The sequence below is a fragment of the uncultured Virgibacillus sp. genome (assembly GCF_947495635.1).
Lineage (GTDB): Bacteria > Bacillota > Bacilli > Bacillales > Amphibacillaceae > Virgibacillus > Virgibacillus salarius.
Map to the genome: position 1 here is coordinate 1 of NZ_CANMAB010000076.1, position 19,987 is coordinate 19,987.

A 19,987-nucleotide genomic window follows, 5' to 3' on the forward strand; every position below is an offset into this window, starting at 1 on the left:
AATTCTTCACTATATTTAGCCACAAAAACACCCCCTGAAATTAGATTTTTTACTCTAACTTCAGGGGGTCGGTACCTAATTTCAAATAATTATCGTTCGTTTTTTATTGTTTCTTCATTCTTTTGTCTCAGCCTTTTTCACACATATAACTGTCAGTAATACCCCTACTTCAAGCAATAAAGTGAAACCAATATTGGTAATTGGGATCGACTGCCAGTGAGTGTCCGATTGGTTCAATTGACAATCAGTAGGAGATAAATAACCCCCACTGAATGTAGTTTCACTTTATCTATGTGATAAGCAAATATCTATCCTCGTCTTCCGCCTCTACCTCCACGCTTTGTATCCGTGTTACGTCTCAGGGTAGCTAAATTTTCTTCACTTGTCTTTAAGAATTTAGCCATTTTATCTTCAAAACTTTCTTTAGGTCTATATTTATTCCCTGAACGGAATCCATTAGAATTTCGTCCGCTACTAGGACGTGATGAACGTTGCTTGACAGGGCGTTCAATTGCCTTTTTGATAGATAATGCTACTTTACCATCGTTTTCACTAAGTATTTTAACTTCTACCTCGTCGTCAACTTTCAAATGGTCATTTACGTCTTTCACATAGCTATCTGCAACTTCGCTAATGTGAACAAGTCCTGTCTTACCATCTGGTAGTTCTACGAATGCTCCGAAATTAGTGATACCCGTTACTTTACCTTTTACTTTACTGCCTATTTCAATCGACAAAAAAGTTCCCCCTTATTCCTTTTAAAAGCAATTAATTATAACAAATTTCGAATTCAATTACAATGTAGCTATAGGTCTATTGTATGGAAATCATGGTTTTTTCACAAACAAAAGCTATCAGTAAGAAATATGAAATAGGTTATACTAGGATTGAACTCGTTATAAAAAAATAATACCTGCGGTAGTATGTTAAAAGAGAAGAGATCCATCATCGCTTTACTAAGTACGGAAGATGCTACTTCTTCAGTGAACGTATTACATTTAATGCCCAAATATACTATACGAGAGGGATTAATTATTATGAAAGTCAGAATACAATTTACCTATCAAACACCTATGGGAGCTAATACTAGCTTTCAGTCAGAAGAAATGAAAGCATTAGACGCTTTATTACTTGTAGACGACATGGAAAAAACTGGACGAGTGAAACAATTAACATTTATAGATACCCAAGATATTGCTTGGTCACAAAAGGAATTGAAACGTTATTTTGAAGAGATAGAAGAAGAGCCACACGATGTTTACATTTACTTTGATGGAGGGTTTGATCAGCAAAGAAAGAAATCTGGTCTGGGATGTGTGATTTATTATCAACAGAATGGGAAATCCTTTCGAATTCGAAAAAATGCAACTGTTGGAGAACTCGATTCAAACAATGAAGCCGAGTATGCCGCACTTCATTTTGCATTAAAGGAATTGGAGTCACTCGACGCCCAACATTTACAGATAACCGTTAGAGGAGATTCACAAGTTGTAATTAATCAGTTAAAGGGTGAATGGCCATGCTACGAAAAGACACTATCTGGCTGGGCTGGTCGTATTGAAACAAAATTAACGTATCAATCTATTGAACCACAATATGAACTTATTCCACGAAAGAATAATAATGAGGCAGATCGACTGGCCACACAAGCATTAGAAAATATTGAAATTTCTAGCAAGAAAGAAGTATAGTCATTTAGACAGAAAATAATAGTGATTAGAGAATTTCTTTGAAGGAGTATTACCAGTACAATACAATTTTGATTTGATCAACTGTTCACGTGTAAATTCATTATGCTTTAAATAAGAAAAATCTTGATTTTAGAAAAACTAAAGGCTGAGATTATGTTAAACTAATGCAGTATTAAATAAATTGTAATGAAGGTGTTTTTTTGAATAATCCACGAATTGGAATGGTAGGTTTAGGATCTATAGCCCAGAAAGCATATTTACCAATTCTTGCAAAAGAAACGGATTGGTCATTTGTTGGTGCATTTTCTCCCAATAAACAAAAACGAAAGCAAATCTGTGGTCAGTATCGTATTGGTGATTTTCATCGTATGGCAGAACTGGCAAATCAATGCGATGCTGTGTTAGTGCATAGCTCTACAGATTCGCATTATGAGGTTGTATCTGCGTTATTATCTAATGGTGTAGATGTTTATGTTGATAAACCATTAGCAGCATCAATGACGGAAGCTGAGAAATTAGTTGAATTAAGTAAGAAGTATAATAGAAAGCTAATGGTTGGATTTAATCGTCGTTTTGCACCAATGTATGTAGCCATAAAAGAGCTCGCAACGGATGCAGCTTCGATCCGAGTCGAAAAGCACAGATTGAACAGTATTGGTCCTGGAAATGTTGAATTTACTATGCTCGATGATTATCTTCACGTAGTCGACACAGTACGATGGCTTGGCTCTGATCGATTAGAGGTATTATACGGAGATATTCAGGTGAATAGGGAAAACCAGCTTCTCTATACGCAACACCTATTTAAATCTGGTAATCAACCAATGACGACAGCAATGCATAGGAGTGCAGGTGCAAATTTAGAGAAAATTGAGCTTATAGTAGATGGAGCAATTATACGTGTTAAGAATATGAATGTGACAGAAGTTGAAAAAGAAAATGCCGTGACTACTACTAGTGCATCATCTTGGGAATCCATCGTAAAACAAAGAGGGTTTGAGGATGCAGTAAGTCATTTTATAGATTGCGTCCGCCAAGATGAACAACCGGTAGTTGATGGGGAGGAAGGATTAAAATCACAGGCCCTACTTGATCAATTATTAAAATGAGCGTTTTCTTGCTCTGTAAGTGATCTATCCCACATATAACTGGCAGTAAGACTCCACTACAAGCAATAAAACGAAACCATTATTGATAAGTAGGGATCAACTGCTAGTTAATGTCCGATTGGTTCAGAGACCTTTAGGTCAAACCCTTGTGGTGCTTACCATCGTGGGGATAAACAAACCTCCTTACGGATGGAAGTTTCACTTTATATTTAAAAAATCATCGATCATTAAGTAGAATGGAATGTTAAGTGGTGACAAAAGAGAATTCAACAGTTTGCTTTAGAAGTTCAATTGTTATCGTAGTTTAAACATTAAAACGACCTACTTTTCTATAAAGATTGTGCTCCTAAGGAGGTGTGATATGGATCAAGCAATAAACATAAAAGAAAAATTGACAAAGTTTAACGATTATTGGTCCCCAAAAGTGATTTCTGAGATGAATGACTATCAGTTTAAGCTAGTAAAAATCATAGGTGATTTTATATGGCATGATCACAAAGAAACAGATGAAGTGTTTATTGTCATAGATGGTGAGATGAAAATAGCTTTCCGTGATGGAGAAGTCCATCTTAGTAAGGGAGAAATGTACGTTATACCAAGAGGTGTCGAACATAAACCATTTGCTTCAGAGGAATGTCATGTAATGATTGTTGAGCCCAAGGGTGTTATAAATACTGGAGAAACAGTTTCACCATATACTGCTGAGAATGATGTATGGATATAACCGAAGTAGACATTAACAAAGTTGTAAGGAGAACAGATATGAAAATGGTTTTAAGTAGGGTTTCAACTTACTTGTTTGTAGTTGGATTAGCAGCCTATTTTTCTTTTTTATTTGGGATTGCTAATTTCTTGCTTATTGGTATAATAGCGTCCACTCTAGGTCTTATTGTCGCCTTTTTTGGTGAAAGAAGCATTTATAAAAAGATAGGTATTATAGGTAATGCGCTAATTATATTAATTGGTATTATATTTTCTATTGTAGTAGTCGCTTTGTTTTGGAAATAATCGATTTAATCGCTTATATTCTATTACATTGACACAAAAATTGTCTCTGCCTCCTTGACAAATAACAAGCTATCATGATAGCATTAATACGTTATTCATCGTAGCACCAGTGCTACAACCGCGCAGAACAGGTTGTAAACTCTTCGTTGAGTACCTGTATGGCGAGTCTGAGTTAATCAAGGAGGTGCAAGAAGTATGTACGCTATTATTGAAACAGGTGGTAAACAAATCAAAGTAGAAGAAGGTCAAGAAATCTACATTGAAAAAGTTGCTGCTGAACAGGATGAAGCTGTTACGTTTGAAAAAGTTCTTTTCGTAGGTGGAGATGACGTGAAAGTTGGAGCACCATATGTTGAAGGTGCGACAGTCACTGCAAAAGTTGCAAAGCACGGTCGTCAAAAGAAAGTAACTGTATTCAAATATAAACCAAAAAAGAATTACCATCGTAAACAAGGCCATCGTCAGCCGTATACGAAATTGGTAATTGACAAAATTAACGCATAAGGAATTTGCTGATGATTCGAGTAACTGTATTTCGTACAAATGAGCGCATTACAGCGTTTGAACTTTCTGGACATGCTGATAGTGGTCCTTATGGCTATGATCTTGTTTGTGCAGGGGTATCAGCTGTATCAATTGGAACGATTAATGCGGTTATGGCTTTATGCGAAGTAGACCTTATCATTGAACAAGGTCAAGATGGTGGTTATCTTCATGTAACCATACCTGCTTCCATTTCGGAAGAAAAAATGGAACAGATTCAGTTATTATTTGAAGGTATGATTATCTCGTTAACTTCGATTGAACAAGAATATAGTGATTTTATACAGATTGAAAGTAAATAAGGAGGTGCATAGCTATGTTACGTCTGGATTTGCAATTTTTCTCACAGAAAAAAGGTGCAGGTAGTACAAAAAACGGTCGTGATTCAGAATCAAAACGCCTAGGTTCAAAGCGTGCCGATGGTCAATTTGTAACTGGTGGATCAATTCTTTACCGTCAACGTGGAACGAAGATTTATCCAGGTGAAAACGTTGGTCGTGGTGGGGATGATACACTTTTCTCTAAAATTGATGGCGTTGTAAAATTTGAACGTTATGGTCGTAACCGTAAAAAAGTAAGTGTATACCCTGTTGCTCAAGAAGCATAAGGTAGAAGAAAAACTCCAGCCAGTTCGTTGGCTGGAGTTTTTTTGAATTTAAAATTTTCTTGTATTTAAAAGCATAATGACCTTTCTATCTTTTTCTGCTATACTTTTCAACAAATGGGAGGGTGAAACATGAAAGATAGGGATGTTATGGAACTTCTGCAGCATTATAGACATGACTTAATGAACCATTTACAAGTAATTCATGGCTATGCTTCGATGGGGAAAATAGAAAAAGTAAAGAAGAAAACGAATGATACAATCTCTCTTTATCAACAAGAGCGGAAGTTAATGCATCTTCAAGGAAATGAATTCTTTTTATGGATAATTCAATTCCAGCATATGTATGAAGACGTGCGATTAGTGTACCATATACATACAGAAAATAAGGATATTCATGAATCAGATAAGCAGTTAACGAGCCAATGTAAAAAAATCGTTAAGTTGATACAATCTATGAATGAAGGACTTGAATTAATAACTATTGAGCTACACATACAAGCAATACAAAATGATAAATTAGAAATTAGGTTCATGATCAGCGATCTAGAGGAAAAAAGAGAACTGTTAATTGAAGAGATAAGGCGCATGGAGGCTAAGTATGCTATGACGACTTTATACAAAGATGAGTGGTTGCAGTGTAGCTTCTCTGTACCATGTCATTGAATGAGGTGAAAAGATGTTTGTCGATCAGGTTAGTGTTTATGTTAAGGCTGGGGATGGAGGCAATGGTTTAGTTGCGTACCGAAGAGAAAAGTATGTTCCAAAAGGTGGACCAGCTGGAGGAGATGGCGGAAATGGAGCAGATATCATTTTTAAAGTTGATGAAGGATTAAATACCTTGATGGACTTTCGCTACAATCGTCATTTTAAAGGAAAACGTGGGGAGAACGGTATGAGTAAAAATCAGCATGGTCGGAATGCAGAACCGTTGATAGTTCCTGTCCCACCGGGTACAACGGTAACGGATGAAGAAACAGATGAAGTGATAGCTGATCTAACCGTTCATAATCAGCAGGCTGTAATCGTTAAAGGAGGTAGAGGTGGAAGGGGGAATTCAAGGTTTGCAACCCCTCGTAACCCAGCTCCAGATATGGCTGAAAATGGTGAGCCTGGACAAGAGCGTACAATTCGAGTGGAGTTAAAGCTGATAGCAGATGTAGGGTTAGTTGGTTTCCCAAGTGTAGGTAAATCCACCTTTCTATCCGTTGTAAGTGCTGCAAAGCCAAAAATAGCTGATTATCATTTTACGACACTTGCACCAAATCTTGGTGTCGTTGAAACGAGTGATCAGCGAAGTTTCGTCATGGCTGACCTACCAGGATTAATTGAAGGTGCTCATGAAGGGATTGGATTAGGGCATCAATTTTTAAGGCATGTGGAACGAACACGAGTAATTGTTCATGTGATTGATATGGCAGCAACTGAGGGGAGAGACCCATATCAGGACTTTGTAAAGATAAATGAAGAACTGCAAGAATATGATCAAAAACTCATGCAGCGCCCGCAAATTATTGCTGCAAATAAAATGGACATGCCTGGTGCAGTAGACAACTTAGAAAAATTTAAACAAGCTTTAAATGGAACATATCCGATTTATGAAATATCTGCGCTTACGAAAGCAGGGCTAAGAGATATTTTATTTGCAATAGCAGATATATTGGAGACCACTCCAAAAATTGTTGAGGAAGAGGATGAAAGCCGAGAAGAGGAGAAAGTCGTATATCGTTATCATCAGGAAGATGCGCCTTTTAAGATTACGAGAGATGATGATGGTGCTTACGTATTGTCTGGAGCAAAGATTGAGAAGTTATTTAAGATGACAGACTTTACACGTGACGAAGCAGTTCAACGCTTTTCTAGACAATTGCGTGGAATGGGTGTAGATGATGCTTTACGAAAACGTGGTGCAGAGGATGGAGATACCATTCGATTATTGGATTTTGAATTCGAATTTATTGAGTAAAACAAAAATATAAAAATAATTAAAGGCAAGTAGTGAATATCTGGTGAAATGGGAGCATTAAGGGGGATAACGGTTTGACAGCAAAGATAGGTTATTTAGGACCAAAAGGGACGTTTACAAAATTAGCGGTTGATACAGCTTTTAATGGGGAAACGAAGCATAGTTTTGATACGATACCAGAATGTATTGATGCAGTAGAAGCAGATGAAATTGATGTCGGAGTTGTGCCTTTAGAAAATGCTATTGAAGGTACAGTACAGTTGACTGTTGATTACTTGGTACACCAAGTAAGAATCCCGATTATGTCGGAAATCGTTGTGCCAATTCAACAGCATCTCCTTGTCTCTCCTGATTTTTCAGGTGCTTTAACAGACGTAGAAGAGGTACATTCACACAGTCATGCAATTGCTCAATGTCATCAATATCTTCATAAGCATTTAAGTCAAGCCAGGCTGTGCTATACGTCTTCAACTGGTAAAGCTGCACAAATGGTTAGTGAAACTAATAAACCAATCGCGGCTATAGGTAATAAACTAGCTGCAAAAACGTATGGACTTCGTATGATTCAGGAAGATATTCATGATTTTCCAAACAATCACACAAGGTTTGCCGTATTAAGTAAAAATAAAGCGTCTGTTCATATTAATCATTCCGTACAGTCAGAAAAAACGACGCTATTAATTACACTGCCTAGTGATTATGCTGGTGCGCTTCATCAGGTATTGTCTGCATTTTCATGGCGAAAGATGAATCTTTCCAAGATTGAATCTAGACCAATGAAAACAGGTCTTGGAAATTATTTTTTCATTATTGACGTGAACCAACCGTATGATGATGTTCTTTTTCCAGGCGTTCGAGGTGAATTAGAAGCATTGGGTTGCAAGGTAACTATGCTTGGAACTTATCCGGTTTATCAAATGGATGTATAAGGTAGCTGTAAAGTTACGCATCATTTGACGTTGTAACGATCGGACCTATGTTTTCTTATGACCATCTGCTTTTTATAAAAATAGCTACCTGCTTTTATAGTTGGGTGGCTATTTTTATGTTCATTGCAGTTATATGAGCTCTTCGGTGAACGACTGTTATAATAGCTAGTTAAATTAATCAACATTTAAACTTTTGTTGCATATGTTGGTATAGAGTAATTAGCCCAGATATGAAATGAAAGGAGTTTGATTAATTTTGAAGATACACATCGTACAAAAAGGGGATACACTTTGGGAAATTTCCCAGCAATATGGAGTAGATTTTGAAGAGCTAAAACAGCTTAACAGCCAAATTTCTAGTCCTGATATGATTATGCCTGGGATGAAGATAAAAATTCCAGGATCCACCAAAGCTGTGAAGCAGACACAAATGCAGCATAAGCCAAAAGAACAAGTGAAAACACCGTATAAAGATGTTTCTCCAAAGCCGTTACCTGTTATAAAAGAAGATGATAAGGAGAAACAAAAAATGATGAAGCCAGAAATGCCTGTACATCAAATGCCACCTATGCCGGCTCAACCAATGATGCAGATGCCGGTTATGGAGCAAGAATTCCAAAATTACACGACTATTAATTTTCCACAAATGCATATGCCAAAGCAACCTGAGCCAAAGCCTGCTAAGAAAGAGGAGCCTAAAAAAGAAAAACCTCATGTAAAACCAATGCCTCAACCGCAGGTACCTATGGTGCCATTATGCTGTTATGTGATGGATCCTTGTTATCCACCAGTACCATTTCAAATGATGGGGCCAGCTCCACAGGGATATTACGGCGCGCCACACCACGGTTACCCAATGCCACAAGTACAGGGTGCAATGTACGGCCAAGACAAAGATTGTGGATGTGGTGGTTCAGGTTCTCACGAAATGTATAGGAATCCAGAGTATCAAGTCCCGCCACAATCACAGCAACCAACTAGTCAATCACCTAACCTTTATCCACCTTTAGGGCAAGAAATGTACCAGTCTCCTCATCCAATGCCACCTGGTTATATGCCTTATGCAAATCTAAATAACCAGTCCGCTAATGGAAATTCTCAAGGTGAATAGAAAAATTAGAAGAGACGAAAGTTATTATCGTCTCTCTTCTTTTTTGTCCCAAGTAGGTGGTATAGAAGTTAAAGCTATTCAGAAAATAAAAAAATCTACAGTATACCTTGTTAAAACTAGTAATCAGAAGCTAATTTTAAAAAAGCATTCTAACAAAGGGAATGTTTTAAAGCAATGGGGGTTTTTTGAAAAAGTTAATAGTCCGTTCATTAATTCGTTTTCTCATTTCCCAAATGGCAAGCTATACCTTGAAGAAGATGAAGGAGTTTGGACCATAGCAGCATACATTATTGGCGAAAAGTTACATTACAAAAATGAGCAGGATCGAATAAAAGCGGTTTATTGTTTGAAACAATTTCATAAAACAGCACGTAATATTCATGTGAATTCAAGATATTTAAATACTACACCTTATTTACATCGGTGGTACCACCGGTTCCATTTATTTAAGGAAACGAAGCCCATATTTGAAGCATACAATTATAGGGAACTTTATACGGATATCGTGAAGACAACAACGCTTCACTTAAAGCGCATTACCCAATTTCCTTGGCAGATTTACGAAGAGGATGCTAAGCATAAAGGTCTCTGGATTCATGGTGACGTCGCAGGACATAATTTTATCAATAATAATAATCAGCATACAACATTAATTGACTTTGATTTACTACAAAATACAGCACCGTTGTATGATTATATTCAGCTTGGTCAGCGGTTTTTACCCTATCTAAATTGGGATATAAATAAATTGTTGGCATACGAAATGATAGCTCAGCAGGATCAGAAAGCATGGTTGAATGCGATTTGTATACCAGTAGATATGATGCGTGAATGGCTTCATTTTCTAAAGAGAAATAAAAATGATAATCCGATATCCGAACTTGTTCGCATGCAAGATTCTTGGGAGAAGCGACAATATTTTTTCAATGATATGAAAATAATGCTAAAATAAATATGGAGGATCAATTTAGCAAGGAGCGATACGAATGGAAAAAGAAGTGAATCAAATAGTTGAATGGCTACGTGACCAAGTAAAATCTGCAGGTGTAGACGGATTATTAGTAGGAATTAGTGGTGGGATTGATTCAGCTGTTGTTGCGCATTTAATTAAACGTGCTTGTCCTAATAATTCCTTAGGAGTACTTATGCCAATTAATACAAGTGAAGTGAATATGCAGGATGCTAGAGCAGTTACGGAAAGCTGTAATTTAAACTCTATCACAGTAGATTTAACGGAAGCTCGTGAAGCAATGTATTGTAATATCAAAAAAGAATTGAAGGAAAATAAGACATATCAAGAAGACAATACCCGGCTTGCTCAAGCCAATTTAAGTGCTAGGTTACGTATGAGTACATTGTACACTGTCGCAACACATCATAATTATCTTGTCGTTGGAACGGATAACGCAGCAGAATGGTATACAGGCTATTTTACAAAATATGGTGATGGTGGTGTCGATATTTTACCAATCGTTGAATTTACGAAGGGGGAAGTGAAGGAATTAGCAGCATATCTAGGTATTCCTCAATCAGTGCTTGATAAGCAACCGAGTGCAGATTTATGGGAAGGTCAAACAGATGAGAAAGAGATGGGTACTTCCTATGCCAAGATTGATGCTTTTATCAAAGGTGAGTCTATTCCTGAACAAGATAAATCAACTATTTTAGCTATGCATAAACGAACAGCTCATAAAAGGGATCCGTTACCACAATTCAAAAGAAATTAGTAATTTTTCCTTAAATTAACTGTGTAAAAATACCTTCCTTATCCAAACTATTAATAAGGGAGGTATTCCTATGTGGACAAAGAAAGCATTTATAATAGCTGCTTTTTTCACGATGGTTGCTTGTGCGAATGACAATGGTGCAAACGAAGATGCGCAGCGAGAAATAGATAGAAAAAATACACAGCCTATTCACTATGAGACGAATCAAGAGAAAAAAGAACGTTTACATGTCCGTGACCAGACTATTGGAGAAAAAGGTGGATATCCGCAGACTCACCAAGATAAAGCAAATGATGCAAACAATAAAAATGGGTACACTGATGTATTTACGAATGAAGAAGCGCAAATGATTGCAGAAACGCTGCAAAATAAACGTGAAATTGTACAAGCGCAGGTGGCGTCAACGGACGATCGCATTATTGTTGGTGTGATTTTACAAGCGCATGCCAAACAAAAAGATTCTGTCCAGCAAATTAAAAAAGAAGTAAAAAAGCTAGTGCCAAATACGGATAAACAGATTATTGTATATACAGATGATATCCATTGGGATCGTATGAAAAACCTCGATGCAAGGCTGAAGGCCAAAAATAATGGAGATAAAATTGAAAAATATATCAATGAATTTATTAACAATAATAATTGAGGCTGAGACAAACGTAATTAAGAAGCAATAAAAAAAGAACAATAAGGTACCGCCCCCCTGAAGTTAGAGTAAAAAATCTAATTTCAGGGCGTGTTTTTGTGGCTAAATATAGTGAAGAATTTAAAGGGAAGGTTGTCACCGAGTATATAGATGGGCGTGTTGAGCCACGTCCAGATCCAGCGGCCAGAAACGAGGTGACTTCACGAATCGCCCTACGTTTCTAAATTGGCGCTTGCGCTTTAGTTCTTAGAATAATTAATATAGCAACTGAAATATCCTTGAAAAGAAGAACGCTTTTTCAGTGTGTGATGTATCGCTAACGAAGCCTTCCTTATCTAGCGGGAACAGCACGAGTCAGAAGACTCACTTGGTAACGTGTTTTTCTTTACCAAGTTAGCTGAGTCCGTGCTCGCGGAAAGCAAGTATATTTTCATGGTACATCGATGATATTCCTGTTAATAACATGATTATTCATATTTTGAGTAATGAAGTTGTGTTTTGTCTCCACCTTTTTCTTTTGTCAAAACCTTTAAGAAAGCCTATTTTTTTGTTATAGTAATAAAGGAAAATTCTAGAGAGGAGAATGTCCTCATGGCTGGTCATTCTAAATGGAAAAATATTCAAAGACGTAAAAATGCACAAGACGCAAAAAAAGGAAAAATCTTTATGCGTCATGCAAAAGATATTTATACGGCTGCTAAACAGGGTGGCGGTGATCTGTCAACGAATGCTAGTCTTCGGTTAGCAGTAGATAAAGCAAAAGCAGATAATATGCCGAATGATAATATAGATCGAGCAATTAAAAAAGCTACAGGTACTTTAGATGGTGCTAGTTTTGAAGAGATCACATATGAAGGCTATGGCCCTGGTGGAGTAGCGGTCATTGTCAATGTATTAACAGATAATAAAAACAGAACAGCAGCAGATATACGTCATGCTTTTAAAAAGCATAATGGTAACCTAGGAGAAAATGGTAGTGTGTCATTTATGTTTGATCGTAAAGGGTATATTGTTATCTCGAATGAAGACGGATCGATTGATGAGGATGAATTAACACTGGAAGCATTAGAAGGAGGAGCTGAAGATATAAGTAGCGAAGAAGATGCTTACGAAATATTTACATCTCCAGAAGAATTCCAAGCTGTTGTTGCTCATTTGCAGGAATCGGGCTTTCAAATTGCTGATTCCGAAGTAACATTAATTCCGCAGACATACAGCTCTTTAGCAGAGAATGATGAATCAAATATGTTAAATCTAATTGAAACGTTAGAAGAAAATGAAGATGTTCAAGACATTCATCATAATCTGGAAGTTACAGACTAAGAATTAAAACTTCTATTTCTTTACGAAGGAATAGAAGTTTATTCATTTATAGCTACTTATGATAAAATGAATGAAGAGAAGGAGTAGGATAAATGATAGCTTATATTAAAGGAATACTTACATATATACAAGATGATTCAATAATTGTTGATGTTCAAGGGGTTGGTTACGAGATCATATGTGCGAATCCTTTTGTATTTCAGTCTTTTGAACATAATGAAGTATTTGTTTATACATATCATCATGTTCGAGAAGATACACAATTATTATATGGGTTTAAGAACGAAGAAGAGAAATATCTATTTACTAAGCTAATCTCGGTGTCAGGAATTGGACCAAAAGGTGCATTAGCGATTTTAGCTTCGGTTGATGTGGCTGGATTTGCAGCTGCAATCGAAAGAGAAGACGATGCATTTTTAACCAGCTTTCCAGGAATCGGTAAGAAAACGGCGCGTCAAATTATTTTGGACTTAAAAGGAAAGTTAACGGTTGCTGTCGATTATAGCTCTGCAACCGAGTCGGCCTTCAAGCAAAATAAGAATGAAATGCTTGTACAAGAAGCACAGGAAGCTTTGAAAGCACTGGGGTATACAGAAAAAGAAATAAAAACGGTTATACCAACATTACAAAAAGAAAAGACGTTGAATACAGACGAATTAATCCGAAAAGCTTTGGGATTACTAATGAAATAGTAGAGGAGGGAGATAATAATGGAAGAACGTGTAGTCACTGGAGAGTTTCAAGAGGAAGATTCCTCTGTCGAGCTGAATCTTCGTCCAACTACGTTATCACAGTATATTGGTCAGCAGAAAGTAAAGGAAAATTTAAGTATATTTATTCAAGCTGCAAAGATGCGAGAAGAGCCTCTCGATCATGTACTACTATATGGACCACCAGGGTTGGGAAAGACAACGCTTGCTGCTATCATCGCAAATGAGATGGGTGTTCAATTTCGATCCACATCTGGACCAGCAATTGAACGGGCAGGAGATCTTGCTGCTATATTATCATCATTAGAACCTGGGGACGTATTGTTTATCGATGAAATTCACCGACTTCCTCGCTCTGTCGAGGAAGTATTATATCCTGCCATGGAAGATTTTTTTCTCGATATTGTTATTGGAACTGGACCAAGTGCTCGTTCTGTAAGAATTGATTTACCTCCTTTTACGTTAGTCGGAGCTACGACTAGAGCTGGGCTATTATCCGCACCGTTACGCGACCGTTTTGGTGTATTAAGTAGACTTGAATTTTACGAGGCAAAGGATCTGTGTGCAATTATTGAACGAACAGCTGAAATATTTAACACATCCATATCGCAAGCCGCAGCTGTTGAAGTTGCTCGACGTTCTAGAGGAACGCCGAGGATTGCTAATCGCTTACTAAAGCGAATCCGTGATATTTCCCAAGTTAAAGGGGAAGAGGAAATTAGCATTGATACGACAGGTGAAGCTTTAGAAATGCTACAAGTAGACAAAGAAGGATTAGATCATATTGATCATAAGCTTTTAAAGGGAATCATTCATAGCTTTCAAGGAGGACCAGTAGGCTTAGATACAATTGCTGCAACAATTGGAGAAGAATCACAAACGATTGAAGATGTATATGAGCCATACTTATTACAAATTGGTTTCATTCAGCGAACTCCTCGGGGAAGAGTCGCAACACCAAAGGCTTACGAACACTTTGGTCTGAAGGTAGCGGATGAAAATGAACATCGGTAAACTATTTATTCTGCTTGGTTTACTCTTCCTTGTCATTGGAATTATTTGGACCATTATTGGTAAATTACCAGGTGATATTACGATTAAAAAGGGAAATTTTGTTTTTCATTTCCCAATCGTAACTTCTATAGCAGTCAGTATTATACTAACACTTTTATTTTACATCTTTGGCAAGTTTCGCTAAACATAGGTAAGGAGATTAAGGATGAATATTGATGAGTTTGATTTTGATTTACCAGAAGAACTGATAGCACAGACACCATTGAAAGATCGATCAGCTTCAAGGCTACTGGTATTAGATAGGCAAAGTGGAGATATAGAGCATCAACAGTTTATAGATATCAAAAACTATTTTAAAAAAGGAGATTGCTTGGTATTAAATGATACACGAGTACTGCCTGCACGTTTACATGGTATGAAAGAAGAGACTGGAGCAAGTGTAGAAATTTTGCTATTACATCAAACAGATAACGATGCTTGGGAAGTACTGGCAAAGCCAGCTAAAAAAGTAAAAATAGGAACGGAGATCATTTTTGGTGACGGACAACTGAAAGCTACGTGTACGGGATTAAAGGATCATGGTGGCCGAATTGTTGAATTTACCTATGAGGGGATCTTCTATGAAGTACTGGAGGGCTTAGGAGAAATGCCCTTGCCGCCATATATTAAAGAACAATTGCCAGATCAGGAGAAGGAAAGGTATCAGACTGTGTACGCAAAGGAGGAAGGATCAGCTGCTGCACCAACGGCAGGATTACATTTTACAAAAGAATTGTTAGATGAGTTGCGAGAAATGGGAGTTATTATAACTTTTATTACCTTACACGTAGGGTTAGGTACTTTCCGACCAGTTAGCGTAGATAATGTTGAAGAACATAAAATGCATGCTGAGTTTTATCATATGACTAAAGAAACAGCAGATATTCTTAATCATGTAAAAGAAAGTAACGGAAGAATTATTTCCGTTGGTACTACCTCTACAAGAACATTAGAAACAATTGCTAGAGATAACAGTGGTGTATTCACGGAAATAAGTGGGTGGACAGATATATTTATATATCCACCTTATGAATTTAAAGCCATAAATGGTTTAATTACAAACTTTCATTTGCCAAAATCTACGCTAATTATGCTGATTAGCGCATTTGCCGATAAAAATAAAGTCTTAAAAGCATACCAAGAAGCGGTAGATCAAAGATATCGATTTTTTAGCTTTGGTGATGCCATGTTAATTATATAAACTAAAAGGAAGAATATTTTATGACACCTATCACATATGAATTAATTAAAACTTGTAAACAAACAGGTGCTAGACTTGGACGAGTCCATACACCACATGGATCATTTGATACACCAGCCTTTATGCCTGTTGGAACATTAGCAACTGTTAAGACAATGAGCCCAGAAGAATTAAAAGATATGAATGCAAATATCATTTTATCAAATACGTATCATCTATGGCTTCGTCCTGGTCATGATATTGTAAAGGAAGCAGGGGGACTACATCGCTTTATGAATTGGGATGGAGCAATCCTAACCGATTCTGGTGGATTTCAAGTTTTTAGCTTGAGTGATATGCGTAAAATCACAGAAGAGGGTGTTCATTTTCGCAATCATTTAAGTGGTGAGAAACTCTTTTTATCACCTGAGAAGGCTATAAATATACAAAATGACCTTGGTTCTGATATAATGATGGCGTTTGATGAATGTCCACCATATCCTGCGGAGCACAGTTATATGAAGGATTCTGTGGAGCGAACCTCCCGATGGGCAGAGAGATGTCTAGCTGCACATCAACGAAAAAAGGATCAAGGATTATTTGGTATTATTCAGGGTGGAGAGTATGAAGGTCTGCGTAGACAAAGTGCGGAAGATCTTGTTTCACTTGATTTCCCAGGCTATGCTATAGGTGGGTTATCTGTTGGGGAACCGAAGGACGTAATGAATCGGGTGCTTGAGTTTACTACACCATTAATGCCAACTAATAAACCTAGGTATTTAATGGGGGTTGGATCTCCAGACTCTTTAATTGATGGTGCGTTACGAGGAATTGACATGTTTGATTGTGTGCTCCCTACGAGAATTGCTAGAAATGGGACCTGCATGACGTCAAATGGACGATTAGTAGTAAGAAATGCGAAGTATGCACGTGATTTTAATCCAATTGATGAAAATTGTGATTGCCATGTGTGTAAAAATTATACGCGCGCTTATATCCGACATTTAATTAAGTGTAATGAAACATTCGGATTTAGGCTTACTACTTATCATAATCTCTATTTTCTGTTAAAATTAATGAAGCAAGTACGAACAGCTATAAGCGAAGATCGACTTGGCTCATTTAAAGAAGAATTCTTTGAACAATACGGTTTCAATAAACCCGACGCAAGGAATTTCTAATAATTTGAAAGGAGGAATTCAATAATGGAAATGCTTGTTTCTTTATTACCTATTATCCTGATGTTTGTTATTTTCTACTTCTTGCTAATACGTCCTCAGCAAAAACGTCAAAAGCAAGTGAGACAAATGCAGTCAGACTTACAAAAGGGAGACACGGTAATTACAATTGGTGGCTTTCATGGTGAGATTCACGCTATGGATGAAAACACAGTAGTTATTCAAGGCGGTGACGGTTCAAAGCTTACGTATGACCGTTCTGCGATTCGTGAAGTAAAACAATAAGACTAGCCTATAAACTCGTCGGGTAAGCAATAGACAAAGTGTCTGTTGCTTATACCATGAGAAATGTAGAAAGTAAAATGGATACATAATATAAAGGACAGCACACCGTGATAAATGTTTGGTGTGCTGTCCTTTACTTATCGGGAAGTATTCTTTTTAAGCTTAGATATAAGCCGTTTCTTGAAAAATGGATTGTTTATAATGCCTGTTATTAAAGACAACAGCATTCATGCGACAGGATAATGGCAAAAGTAAATCCGCTTGGACTTATTATCAAAACGGATGTACTTGTCTCAACGAAATTAGTTTTCAGTTGGCTGTGGTCCAACGATATTAACACCAACCGACCCACCGAGCAAAGCTGCTGCAATATACCCCATATGATGTAGCGACTGTTCTAATGTAAATCCTTGTTGATAGCCTAAGTATTGAACTAGAAAAATGAATAGCGTGAAACCAACACCGGTGACAGATCCGATCATCCATCCTTTTTCCTTTCCTTTCATTCCGGCAGCCATCCCACCAATAAAGAGCGAGAGCAAACCAATAATGAGAGTAACCCACGATAACGTAGGTTCATTAAATGAGGTAAATCGAAGTAATAAAGCCAAAATAAAGCTAGCTACCAGTATTAAGCCTAATACGGTAATCCATCCGTATAATAATGCTGTAACATGTTGTTTGTGCACCCTGATCTCTCCTTTCAAGATTGTCCACTTAATTAATCGTATTCATAAACAAAAAATAATAGACGAAAAATATTTTGTTATTTTCTAACATATAGTGTATTAAGGCGTGTAAAAGTGGAAGAAAGGAAAGCAGGTGTAAGATGGAAATTATTCTTGCTACAATCATATTTATTATTTGTTATATATTTATCATGACTGAAAAGGTGAATCGTGCTGTTGTAACAATGACTGGTGGAACATTATTATTACTTACAGGTATATATACAACGGAAAAAATGCTTGTCGATTATATTGACTGGAATACGATTGCTCTTTTATTTTCAATGATGGTATTGATTGCAATTACAGAGAAGACCGGTCTATTCTCTTATATTGCGATTCGATTTGCTCAGCGCGTAAAAGGAGCGCCAATTCCATTGCTAATTGGAGCTAGCATACTAACTGGAATAGGTTCAGCTATGTTAGATAATGTAACGACTGTATTAATTTTTGTGCCTATTATCCTTAAAATCACTAAACTATTGAAACTTCCTGCGTTTCCATATCTTGTTACAATTATATTTAGCTCTAACATAGGTGGTGCAGCAACATTGATAGGTGATCCACCAAACATTATGATTGGACAAGCAGTTGAGCACTTAACCTTCTCTTCTTTTCTCATTCATGTCGCTCCAGTTGCAATCATACTGTTTGTCATTATGTTAGTATTGGTTTCTTTTTTGTTTCGAAATACATTAAAACGAAAGTCAATAGAAATTGAAGAATTAGTAAAGATTAATGCGGCATCGTATTTGAATAAAACACCAATGCTTTATCAATCGATCACAGTTCTTATACTAACGATTTCCGGGTTTTTATTTCATGCATTTCTTCATGTTGAATTAACAGCAATTGCTTTATCTGGAGCGATATTATTATTGCTTCTTACAGAGAAGGAGCTAGCTACAGAGCAAATTTTTGAAAAAGTGGAATGGGTAACACTCTTCTTCTTTATTGGTTTGTTTACACTTGTTGGTGGTCTGGAAGAGGTAGGGGTTATAGATGAATTAGCAAGAGCAATTGTCGTTTCAACGGATGGCGATTATGTAAAAACTACATTACTAATCCTATGGATATCAGGATTATTTTCTGGTGTGGTTGACAATATTCCGTTTGTAGCGGCTATGATACCGGTTGTTCAAGAATTTGAGAGTTATGGAATGGTTTATCTAGATCCAATATGGTGGTCACTAGCATTAGGAGCATGTCTGGGAGGTAATGCAACACTTGTAGGTGCTTCCGCCAATGTAGTTGTTGCAGGATTAGCTGAAGGTGCTAAACAAAAAATACCATTTATTCGCTTTTTATTATATGGGTTCCCGTTAGTCATTATCTCGCTTATTATTGCAACCATATATATTTATTTACGTTATCTAATCCCTTATATGGATCAAGTATAAGCATATTTATTCATTAAATTGATCCTAACAACTAATTACATTAATTATGAAACTTTTTAGATAATTATTCGTATAAACAAATAAAGCTATGATATGGGAGGATAACGGTGAAAAATATAGGCTTGATTATTATAACATTATGTGTGATCTTCGGTGCGAATTGGGGAATTGCTTCTATGTTTGATGCTGAATGGATTGAATTTTCCTTTTTGATTGGATTAGTATTTGTTGTGATTATTTGGTTCTTTACTTCATCAGGGGGGTATACTACAAATCTGGTGCGGATGAGTGTTCAATCGCAGACAGGAATGAAAATGGAAGAGGAGAAAAAGCAATTTACCCCCTCTATCGTTTTTTATACCGCAGTTGGTTATTTGGTGATTTCAGTTATCGTGACAATCTATTATTATAAGGATTATTTTATCTCAAGTTAACTAACTTTACTGATTTTTTTCATTTATCAACCATAGTCAATCTGTCTTAGAGCAATAAAGTAAAAGCCGAACTTCAATCAGTTTGGCTTTTATGGGTTCTAAGCTATTTGTTGTGGTTATGGTAAGCTTCATGCAGCGAAGGGAATATACAGAGCTTCCACTAAGGAGAAAAAGTACTAGGCAAACTCAGAGGCGAACCAACTCTTTCTGAATCGTTTTCCTTAACGCTGCACAAGCACTCACGTCACCAAATATTTACATACAACGATGCTTTTGAGCTTTTCCTTGTAAGTTAAGAAAGTATAAAATCAGTGCAATGACTGCGTTAAGCCAAGTAGTTATTTTGAAATGTTAGATGTATATTG

25 protein-coding genes and 1 other annotated feature are annotated in these 19,987 nt (G+C 36.8%); of the genes, 23 read left to right on the forward strand and 2 right to left on the reverse strand.

What is annotated here, in order from left to right:
• Nucleotides 1-308: 308 nt before the first annotated feature.
• On the reverse strand, nucleotides 309-737 hold the full coding sequence (locus Q1A47_RS14865) for a S1 domain-containing RNA-binding protein (protein WP_026681281.1): 429 nt from the start codon (nucleotides 735-737) through the stop codon (nucleotides 309-311).
• A gap of 300 nt (nucleotides 738-1,037) precedes the next feature.
• On the opposite strand from Q1A47_RS14865, the gene Q1A47_RS14870 reads away from it, so the two are divergent.
• From Q1A47_RS14870 to yajC, 21 genes are all read left to right on the forward strand, one after another.
• Nucleotides 1,038-1,691: a reverse transcriptase-like protein gene (locus Q1A47_RS14870; protein WP_026681280.1), complete on the forward strand. Its 654-nt coding sequence runs from the start codon at nucleotides 1,038-1,040 to the stop codon at nucleotides 1,689-1,691.
• 200 nt (nucleotides 1,692-1,891) lie between these two features.
• Nucleotides 1,892-2,800 carry a Gfo/Idh/MocA family protein gene (locus Q1A47_RS14875; protein WP_121605374.1) on the forward strand — a complete coding sequence of 303 codons (909 nt, stop codon included), beginning with the start codon at nucleotides 1,892-1,894 and terminating at the stop codon, nucleotides 2,798-2,800.
• 361 nt (nucleotides 2,801-3,161) lie between these two features.
• Entirely contained in the window at nucleotides 3,162-3,524 is a 363-nt protein-coding gene (locus Q1A47_RS14880; RefSeq protein ID WP_026681278.1) for a cupin domain-containing protein, read from the forward strand.
• A gap of 38 nt (nucleotides 3,525-3,562) precedes the next feature.
• Entirely contained in the window at nucleotides 3,563-3,808 is a 246-nt protein-coding gene (locus Q1A47_RS14885) for a hypothetical protein (RefSeq protein WP_166530865.1), read from the forward strand.
• 106 nt (nucleotides 3,809-3,914) lie between these two features.
• Nucleotides 3,915-3,987, forward strand: a sequence feature (ribosomal protein L21 leader region).
• A gap of 16 nt (nucleotides 3,988-4,003) precedes the next feature.
• Nucleotides 4,004-4,312 carry a 50S ribosomal protein L21 gene (rplU, locus tag Q1A47_RS14890; protein ID WP_026681276.1) on the forward strand — a complete coding sequence of 103 codons (309 nt, stop codon included), beginning with the start codon at nucleotides 4,004-4,006 and terminating at the stop codon, nucleotides 4,310-4,312.
• Between the two features lie 11 nt (nucleotides 4,313-4,323).
• Complete coding sequence (locus Q1A47_RS14895) at nucleotides 4,324-4,653, forward strand: ribosomal-processing cysteine protease Prp (protein WP_026681275.1); 330 nt, start codon at nucleotides 4,324-4,326, stop codon at nucleotides 4,651-4,653.
• Between the two features lie 14 nt (nucleotides 4,654-4,667).
• Nucleotides 4,668-4,958 carry a 50S ribosomal protein L27 gene (rpmA, locus tag Q1A47_RS14900; protein ID WP_026681274.1) on the forward strand — a complete coding sequence of 97 codons (291 nt, stop codon included), beginning with the start codon at nucleotides 4,668-4,670 and terminating at the stop codon, nucleotides 4,956-4,958.
• A gap of 129 nt (nucleotides 4,959-5,087) precedes the next feature.
• A complete protein-coding gene (locus Q1A47_RS14905) occupies nucleotides 5,088-5,621 on the forward strand; it encodes a Spo0B domain-containing protein (protein WP_026681273.1) in 534 nt (177 codons plus the stop codon).
• A gap of 13 nt (nucleotides 5,622-5,634) precedes the next feature.
• Nucleotides 5,635-6,921, forward strand: coding sequence for a GTPase ObgE (gene obgE, locus Q1A47_RS14910; RefSeq protein ID WP_026681272.1), 1,287 nt, complete (start codon nucleotides 5,635-5,637; stop codon nucleotides 6,919-6,921).
• 74 nt (nucleotides 6,922-6,995) lie between these two features.
• Nucleotides 6,996-7,850: a prephenate dehydratase gene (pheA, locus tag Q1A47_RS14915; RefSeq protein ID WP_026681271.1), complete on the forward strand. Its 855-nt coding sequence runs from the start codon at nucleotides 6,996-6,998 to the stop codon at nucleotides 7,848-7,850.
• Nucleotides 7,851-8,106: 256 nt separating this feature from the next.
• Nucleotides 8,107-8,961 carry a SafA/ExsA family spore coat assembly protein gene (gene safA / locus Q1A47_RS14920; protein WP_051388314.1) on the forward strand — a complete coding sequence of 285 codons (855 nt, stop codon included), beginning with the start codon at nucleotides 8,107-8,109 and terminating at the stop codon, nucleotides 8,959-8,961.
• Nucleotides 8,954-9,913, forward strand: coding sequence for a phosphotransferase (locus Q1A47_RS14925; protein ID WP_166530866.1), 960 nt, complete (start codon nucleotides 8,954-8,956; stop codon nucleotides 9,911-9,913). Before safA ends, Q1A47_RS14925 begins: the two co-directional genes overlap by 8 nt.
• A gap of 34 nt (nucleotides 9,914-9,947) precedes the next feature.
• Nucleotides 9,948-10,688: an NAD(+) synthase gene (gene nadE / locus Q1A47_RS14930; RefSeq protein ID WP_026681269.1), complete on the forward strand. Its 741-nt coding sequence runs from the start codon at nucleotides 9,948-9,950 to the stop codon at nucleotides 10,686-10,688.
• Nucleotides 10,689-10,758: 70 nt separating this feature from the next.
• Nucleotides 10,759-11,331 (forward strand): YhcN/YlaJ family sporulation lipoprotein, encoded by a 573-nt coding sequence (locus tag Q1A47_RS14935; protein ID WP_166530867.1) that lies wholly within the window; start codon nucleotides 10,759-10,761, stop codon nucleotides 11,329-11,331.
• 591 nt (nucleotides 11,332-11,922) lie between these two features.
• Nucleotides 11,923-12,654, forward strand: coding sequence for a YebC/PmpR family DNA-binding transcriptional regulator (locus Q1A47_RS14940; RefSeq protein WP_026681268.1), 732 nt, complete (start codon nucleotides 11,923-11,925; stop codon nucleotides 12,652-12,654).
• A gap of 92 nt (nucleotides 12,655-12,746) precedes the next feature.
• A complete protein-coding gene (gene ruvA, locus Q1A47_RS14945; protein ID WP_166530868.1) occupies nucleotides 12,747-13,346 on the forward strand; it encodes a Holliday junction branch migration protein RuvA in 600 nt (199 codons plus the stop codon).
• Between the two features lie 18 nt (nucleotides 13,347-13,364).
• Nucleotides 13,365-14,378 carry a Holliday junction branch migration DNA helicase RuvB gene (ruvB, locus tag Q1A47_RS14950; RefSeq protein ID WP_026681266.1) on the forward strand — a complete coding sequence of 338 codons (1,014 nt, stop codon included), beginning with the start codon at nucleotides 13,365-13,367 and terminating at the stop codon, nucleotides 14,376-14,378.
• Nucleotides 14,365-14,562 carry a DUF2905 domain-containing protein gene (locus tag Q1A47_RS14955; protein ID WP_026681265.1) on the forward strand — a complete coding sequence of 66 codons (198 nt, stop codon included), beginning with the start codon at nucleotides 14,365-14,367 and terminating at the stop codon, nucleotides 14,560-14,562. The genes ruvB and Q1A47_RS14955 overlap by 14 nt, the downstream gene beginning before the upstream one ends.
• A gap of 21 nt (nucleotides 14,563-14,583) precedes the next feature.
• Nucleotides 14,584-15,618: a tRNA preQ1(34) S-adenosylmethionine ribosyltransferase-isomerase QueA gene (gene queA, locus Q1A47_RS14960; RefSeq protein WP_166530869.1), complete on the forward strand. Its 1,035-nt coding sequence runs from the start codon at nucleotides 14,584-14,586 to the stop codon at nucleotides 15,616-15,618.
• Between the two features lie 20 nt (nucleotides 15,619-15,638).
• Nucleotides 15,639-16,778: a tRNA guanosine(34) transglycosylase Tgt gene (tgt, locus tag Q1A47_RS14965; protein WP_026681263.1), complete on the forward strand. Its 1,140-nt coding sequence runs from the start codon at nucleotides 15,639-15,641 to the stop codon at nucleotides 16,776-16,778.
• Nucleotides 16,779-16,802: 24 nt separating this feature from the next.
• Nucleotides 16,803-17,060, forward strand: a complete 258-nt coding sequence (gene yajC / locus Q1A47_RS14970) for a preprotein translocase subunit YajC (protein ID WP_026681262.1) — start codon at nucleotides 16,803-16,805, stop codon at nucleotides 17,058-17,060.
• Between the two features lie 302 nt (nucleotides 17,061-17,362).
• Here yajC and Q1A47_RS14975 read toward each other — a convergent pair whose 3' ends face one another.
• Nucleotides 17,363-17,749 (reverse strand): TIGR04086 family membrane protein, encoded by a 387-nt coding sequence (locus Q1A47_RS14975; protein ID WP_026681261.1) that lies wholly within the window; start codon nucleotides 17,747-17,749, stop codon nucleotides 17,363-17,365.
• 140 nt (nucleotides 17,750-17,889) lie between these two features.
• Here Q1A47_RS14975 and Q1A47_RS14980 point away from each other — a divergent pair, with 140 nt between their 5' ends.
• Together Q1A47_RS14980 and Q1A47_RS14985 are read left to right on the forward strand one after the other, a co-directional pair.
• The gene (locus Q1A47_RS14980) at nucleotides 17,890-19,188 is read left to right on the forward strand and encodes an ArsB/NhaD family transporter (RefSeq protein WP_121605372.1); all 1,299 of its coding nucleotides are present in this window, start codon (nucleotides 17,890-17,892) and stop codon (nucleotides 19,186-19,188) included.
• Between the two features lie 107 nt (nucleotides 19,189-19,295).
• Entirely contained in the window at nucleotides 19,296-19,622 is a 327-nt protein-coding gene (locus tag Q1A47_RS14985; RefSeq protein WP_121605371.1) for a hypothetical protein, read from the forward strand.
• Nucleotides 19,623-19,987 lie beyond the last annotated feature (365 nt).

Coding starts and splice junctions, on each gene's coding strand:
- Q1A47_RS14870 (WP_026681280.1), top strand. CDS start 1,038: ATGAAAGTCAGAATACAATTTACCTATCAAACACCTATGGGAGCTAAT.
- Q1A47_RS14880 (WP_026681278.1), top strand. CDS start 3,162: ATGGATCAAGCAATAAACATAAAAGAAAAATTGACAAAGTTTAACGAT.
- Q1A47_RS14885 (WP_166530865.1), top strand. CDS start 3,563: ATGAAAATGGTTTTAAGTAGGGTTTCAACTTACTTGTTTGTAGTTGGA.
- rplU (WP_026681276.1), top strand. CDS start 4,004: ATGTACGCTATTATTGAAACAGGTGGTAAACAAATCAAAGTAGAAGAA.
- Q1A47_RS14895 (WP_026681275.1), top strand. CDS start 4,324: ATGATTCGAGTAACTGTATTTCGTACAAATGAGCGCATTACAGCGTTT.
- rpmA (WP_026681274.1), top strand. CDS start 4,668: ATGTTACGTCTGGATTTGCAATTTTTCTCACAGAAAAAAGGTGCAGGT.
- Q1A47_RS14905 (WP_026681273.1), top strand. CDS start 5,088: ATGAAAGATAGGGATGTTATGGAACTTCTGCAGCATTATAGACATGAC.
- obgE (WP_026681272.1), top strand. CDS start 5,635: ATGTTTGTCGATCAGGTTAGTGTTTATGTTAAGGCTGGGGATGGAGGC.
- nadE (WP_026681269.1), top strand. CDS start 9,948: ATGGAAAAAGAAGTGAATCAAATAGTTGAATGGCTACGTGACCAAGTA.
- Q1A47_RS14935 (WP_166530867.1), top strand. CDS start 10,759: ATGTGGACAAAGAAAGCATTTATAATAGCTGCTTTTTTCACGATGGTT.
- Q1A47_RS14940 (WP_026681268.1), top strand. CDS start 11,923: ATGGCTGGTCATTCTAAATGGAAAAATATTCAAAGACGTAAAAATGCA.
- ruvA (WP_166530868.1), top strand. CDS start 12,747: ATGATAGCTTATATTAAAGGAATACTTACATATATACAAGATGATTCA.
- ruvB (WP_026681266.1), top strand. CDS start 13,365: ATGGAAGAACGTGTAGTCACTGGAGAGTTTCAAGAGGAAGATTCCTCT.
- Q1A47_RS14955 (WP_026681265.1), top strand. CDS start 14,365: ATGAACATCGGTAAACTATTTATTCTGCTTGGTTTACTCTTCCTTGTC.
- queA (WP_166530869.1), top strand. CDS start 14,584: ATGAATATTGATGAGTTTGATTTTGATTTACCAGAAGAACTGATAGCA.
- tgt (WP_026681263.1), top strand. CDS start 15,639: ATGACACCTATCACATATGAATTAATTAAAACTTGTAAACAAACAGGT.
- yajC (WP_026681262.1), top strand. CDS start 16,803: ATGGAAATGCTTGTTTCTTTATTACCTATTATCCTGATGTTTGTTATT.
- Q1A47_RS14980 (WP_121605372.1), top strand. CDS start 17,890: ATGGAAATTATTCTTGCTACAATCATATTTATTATTTGTTATATATTT.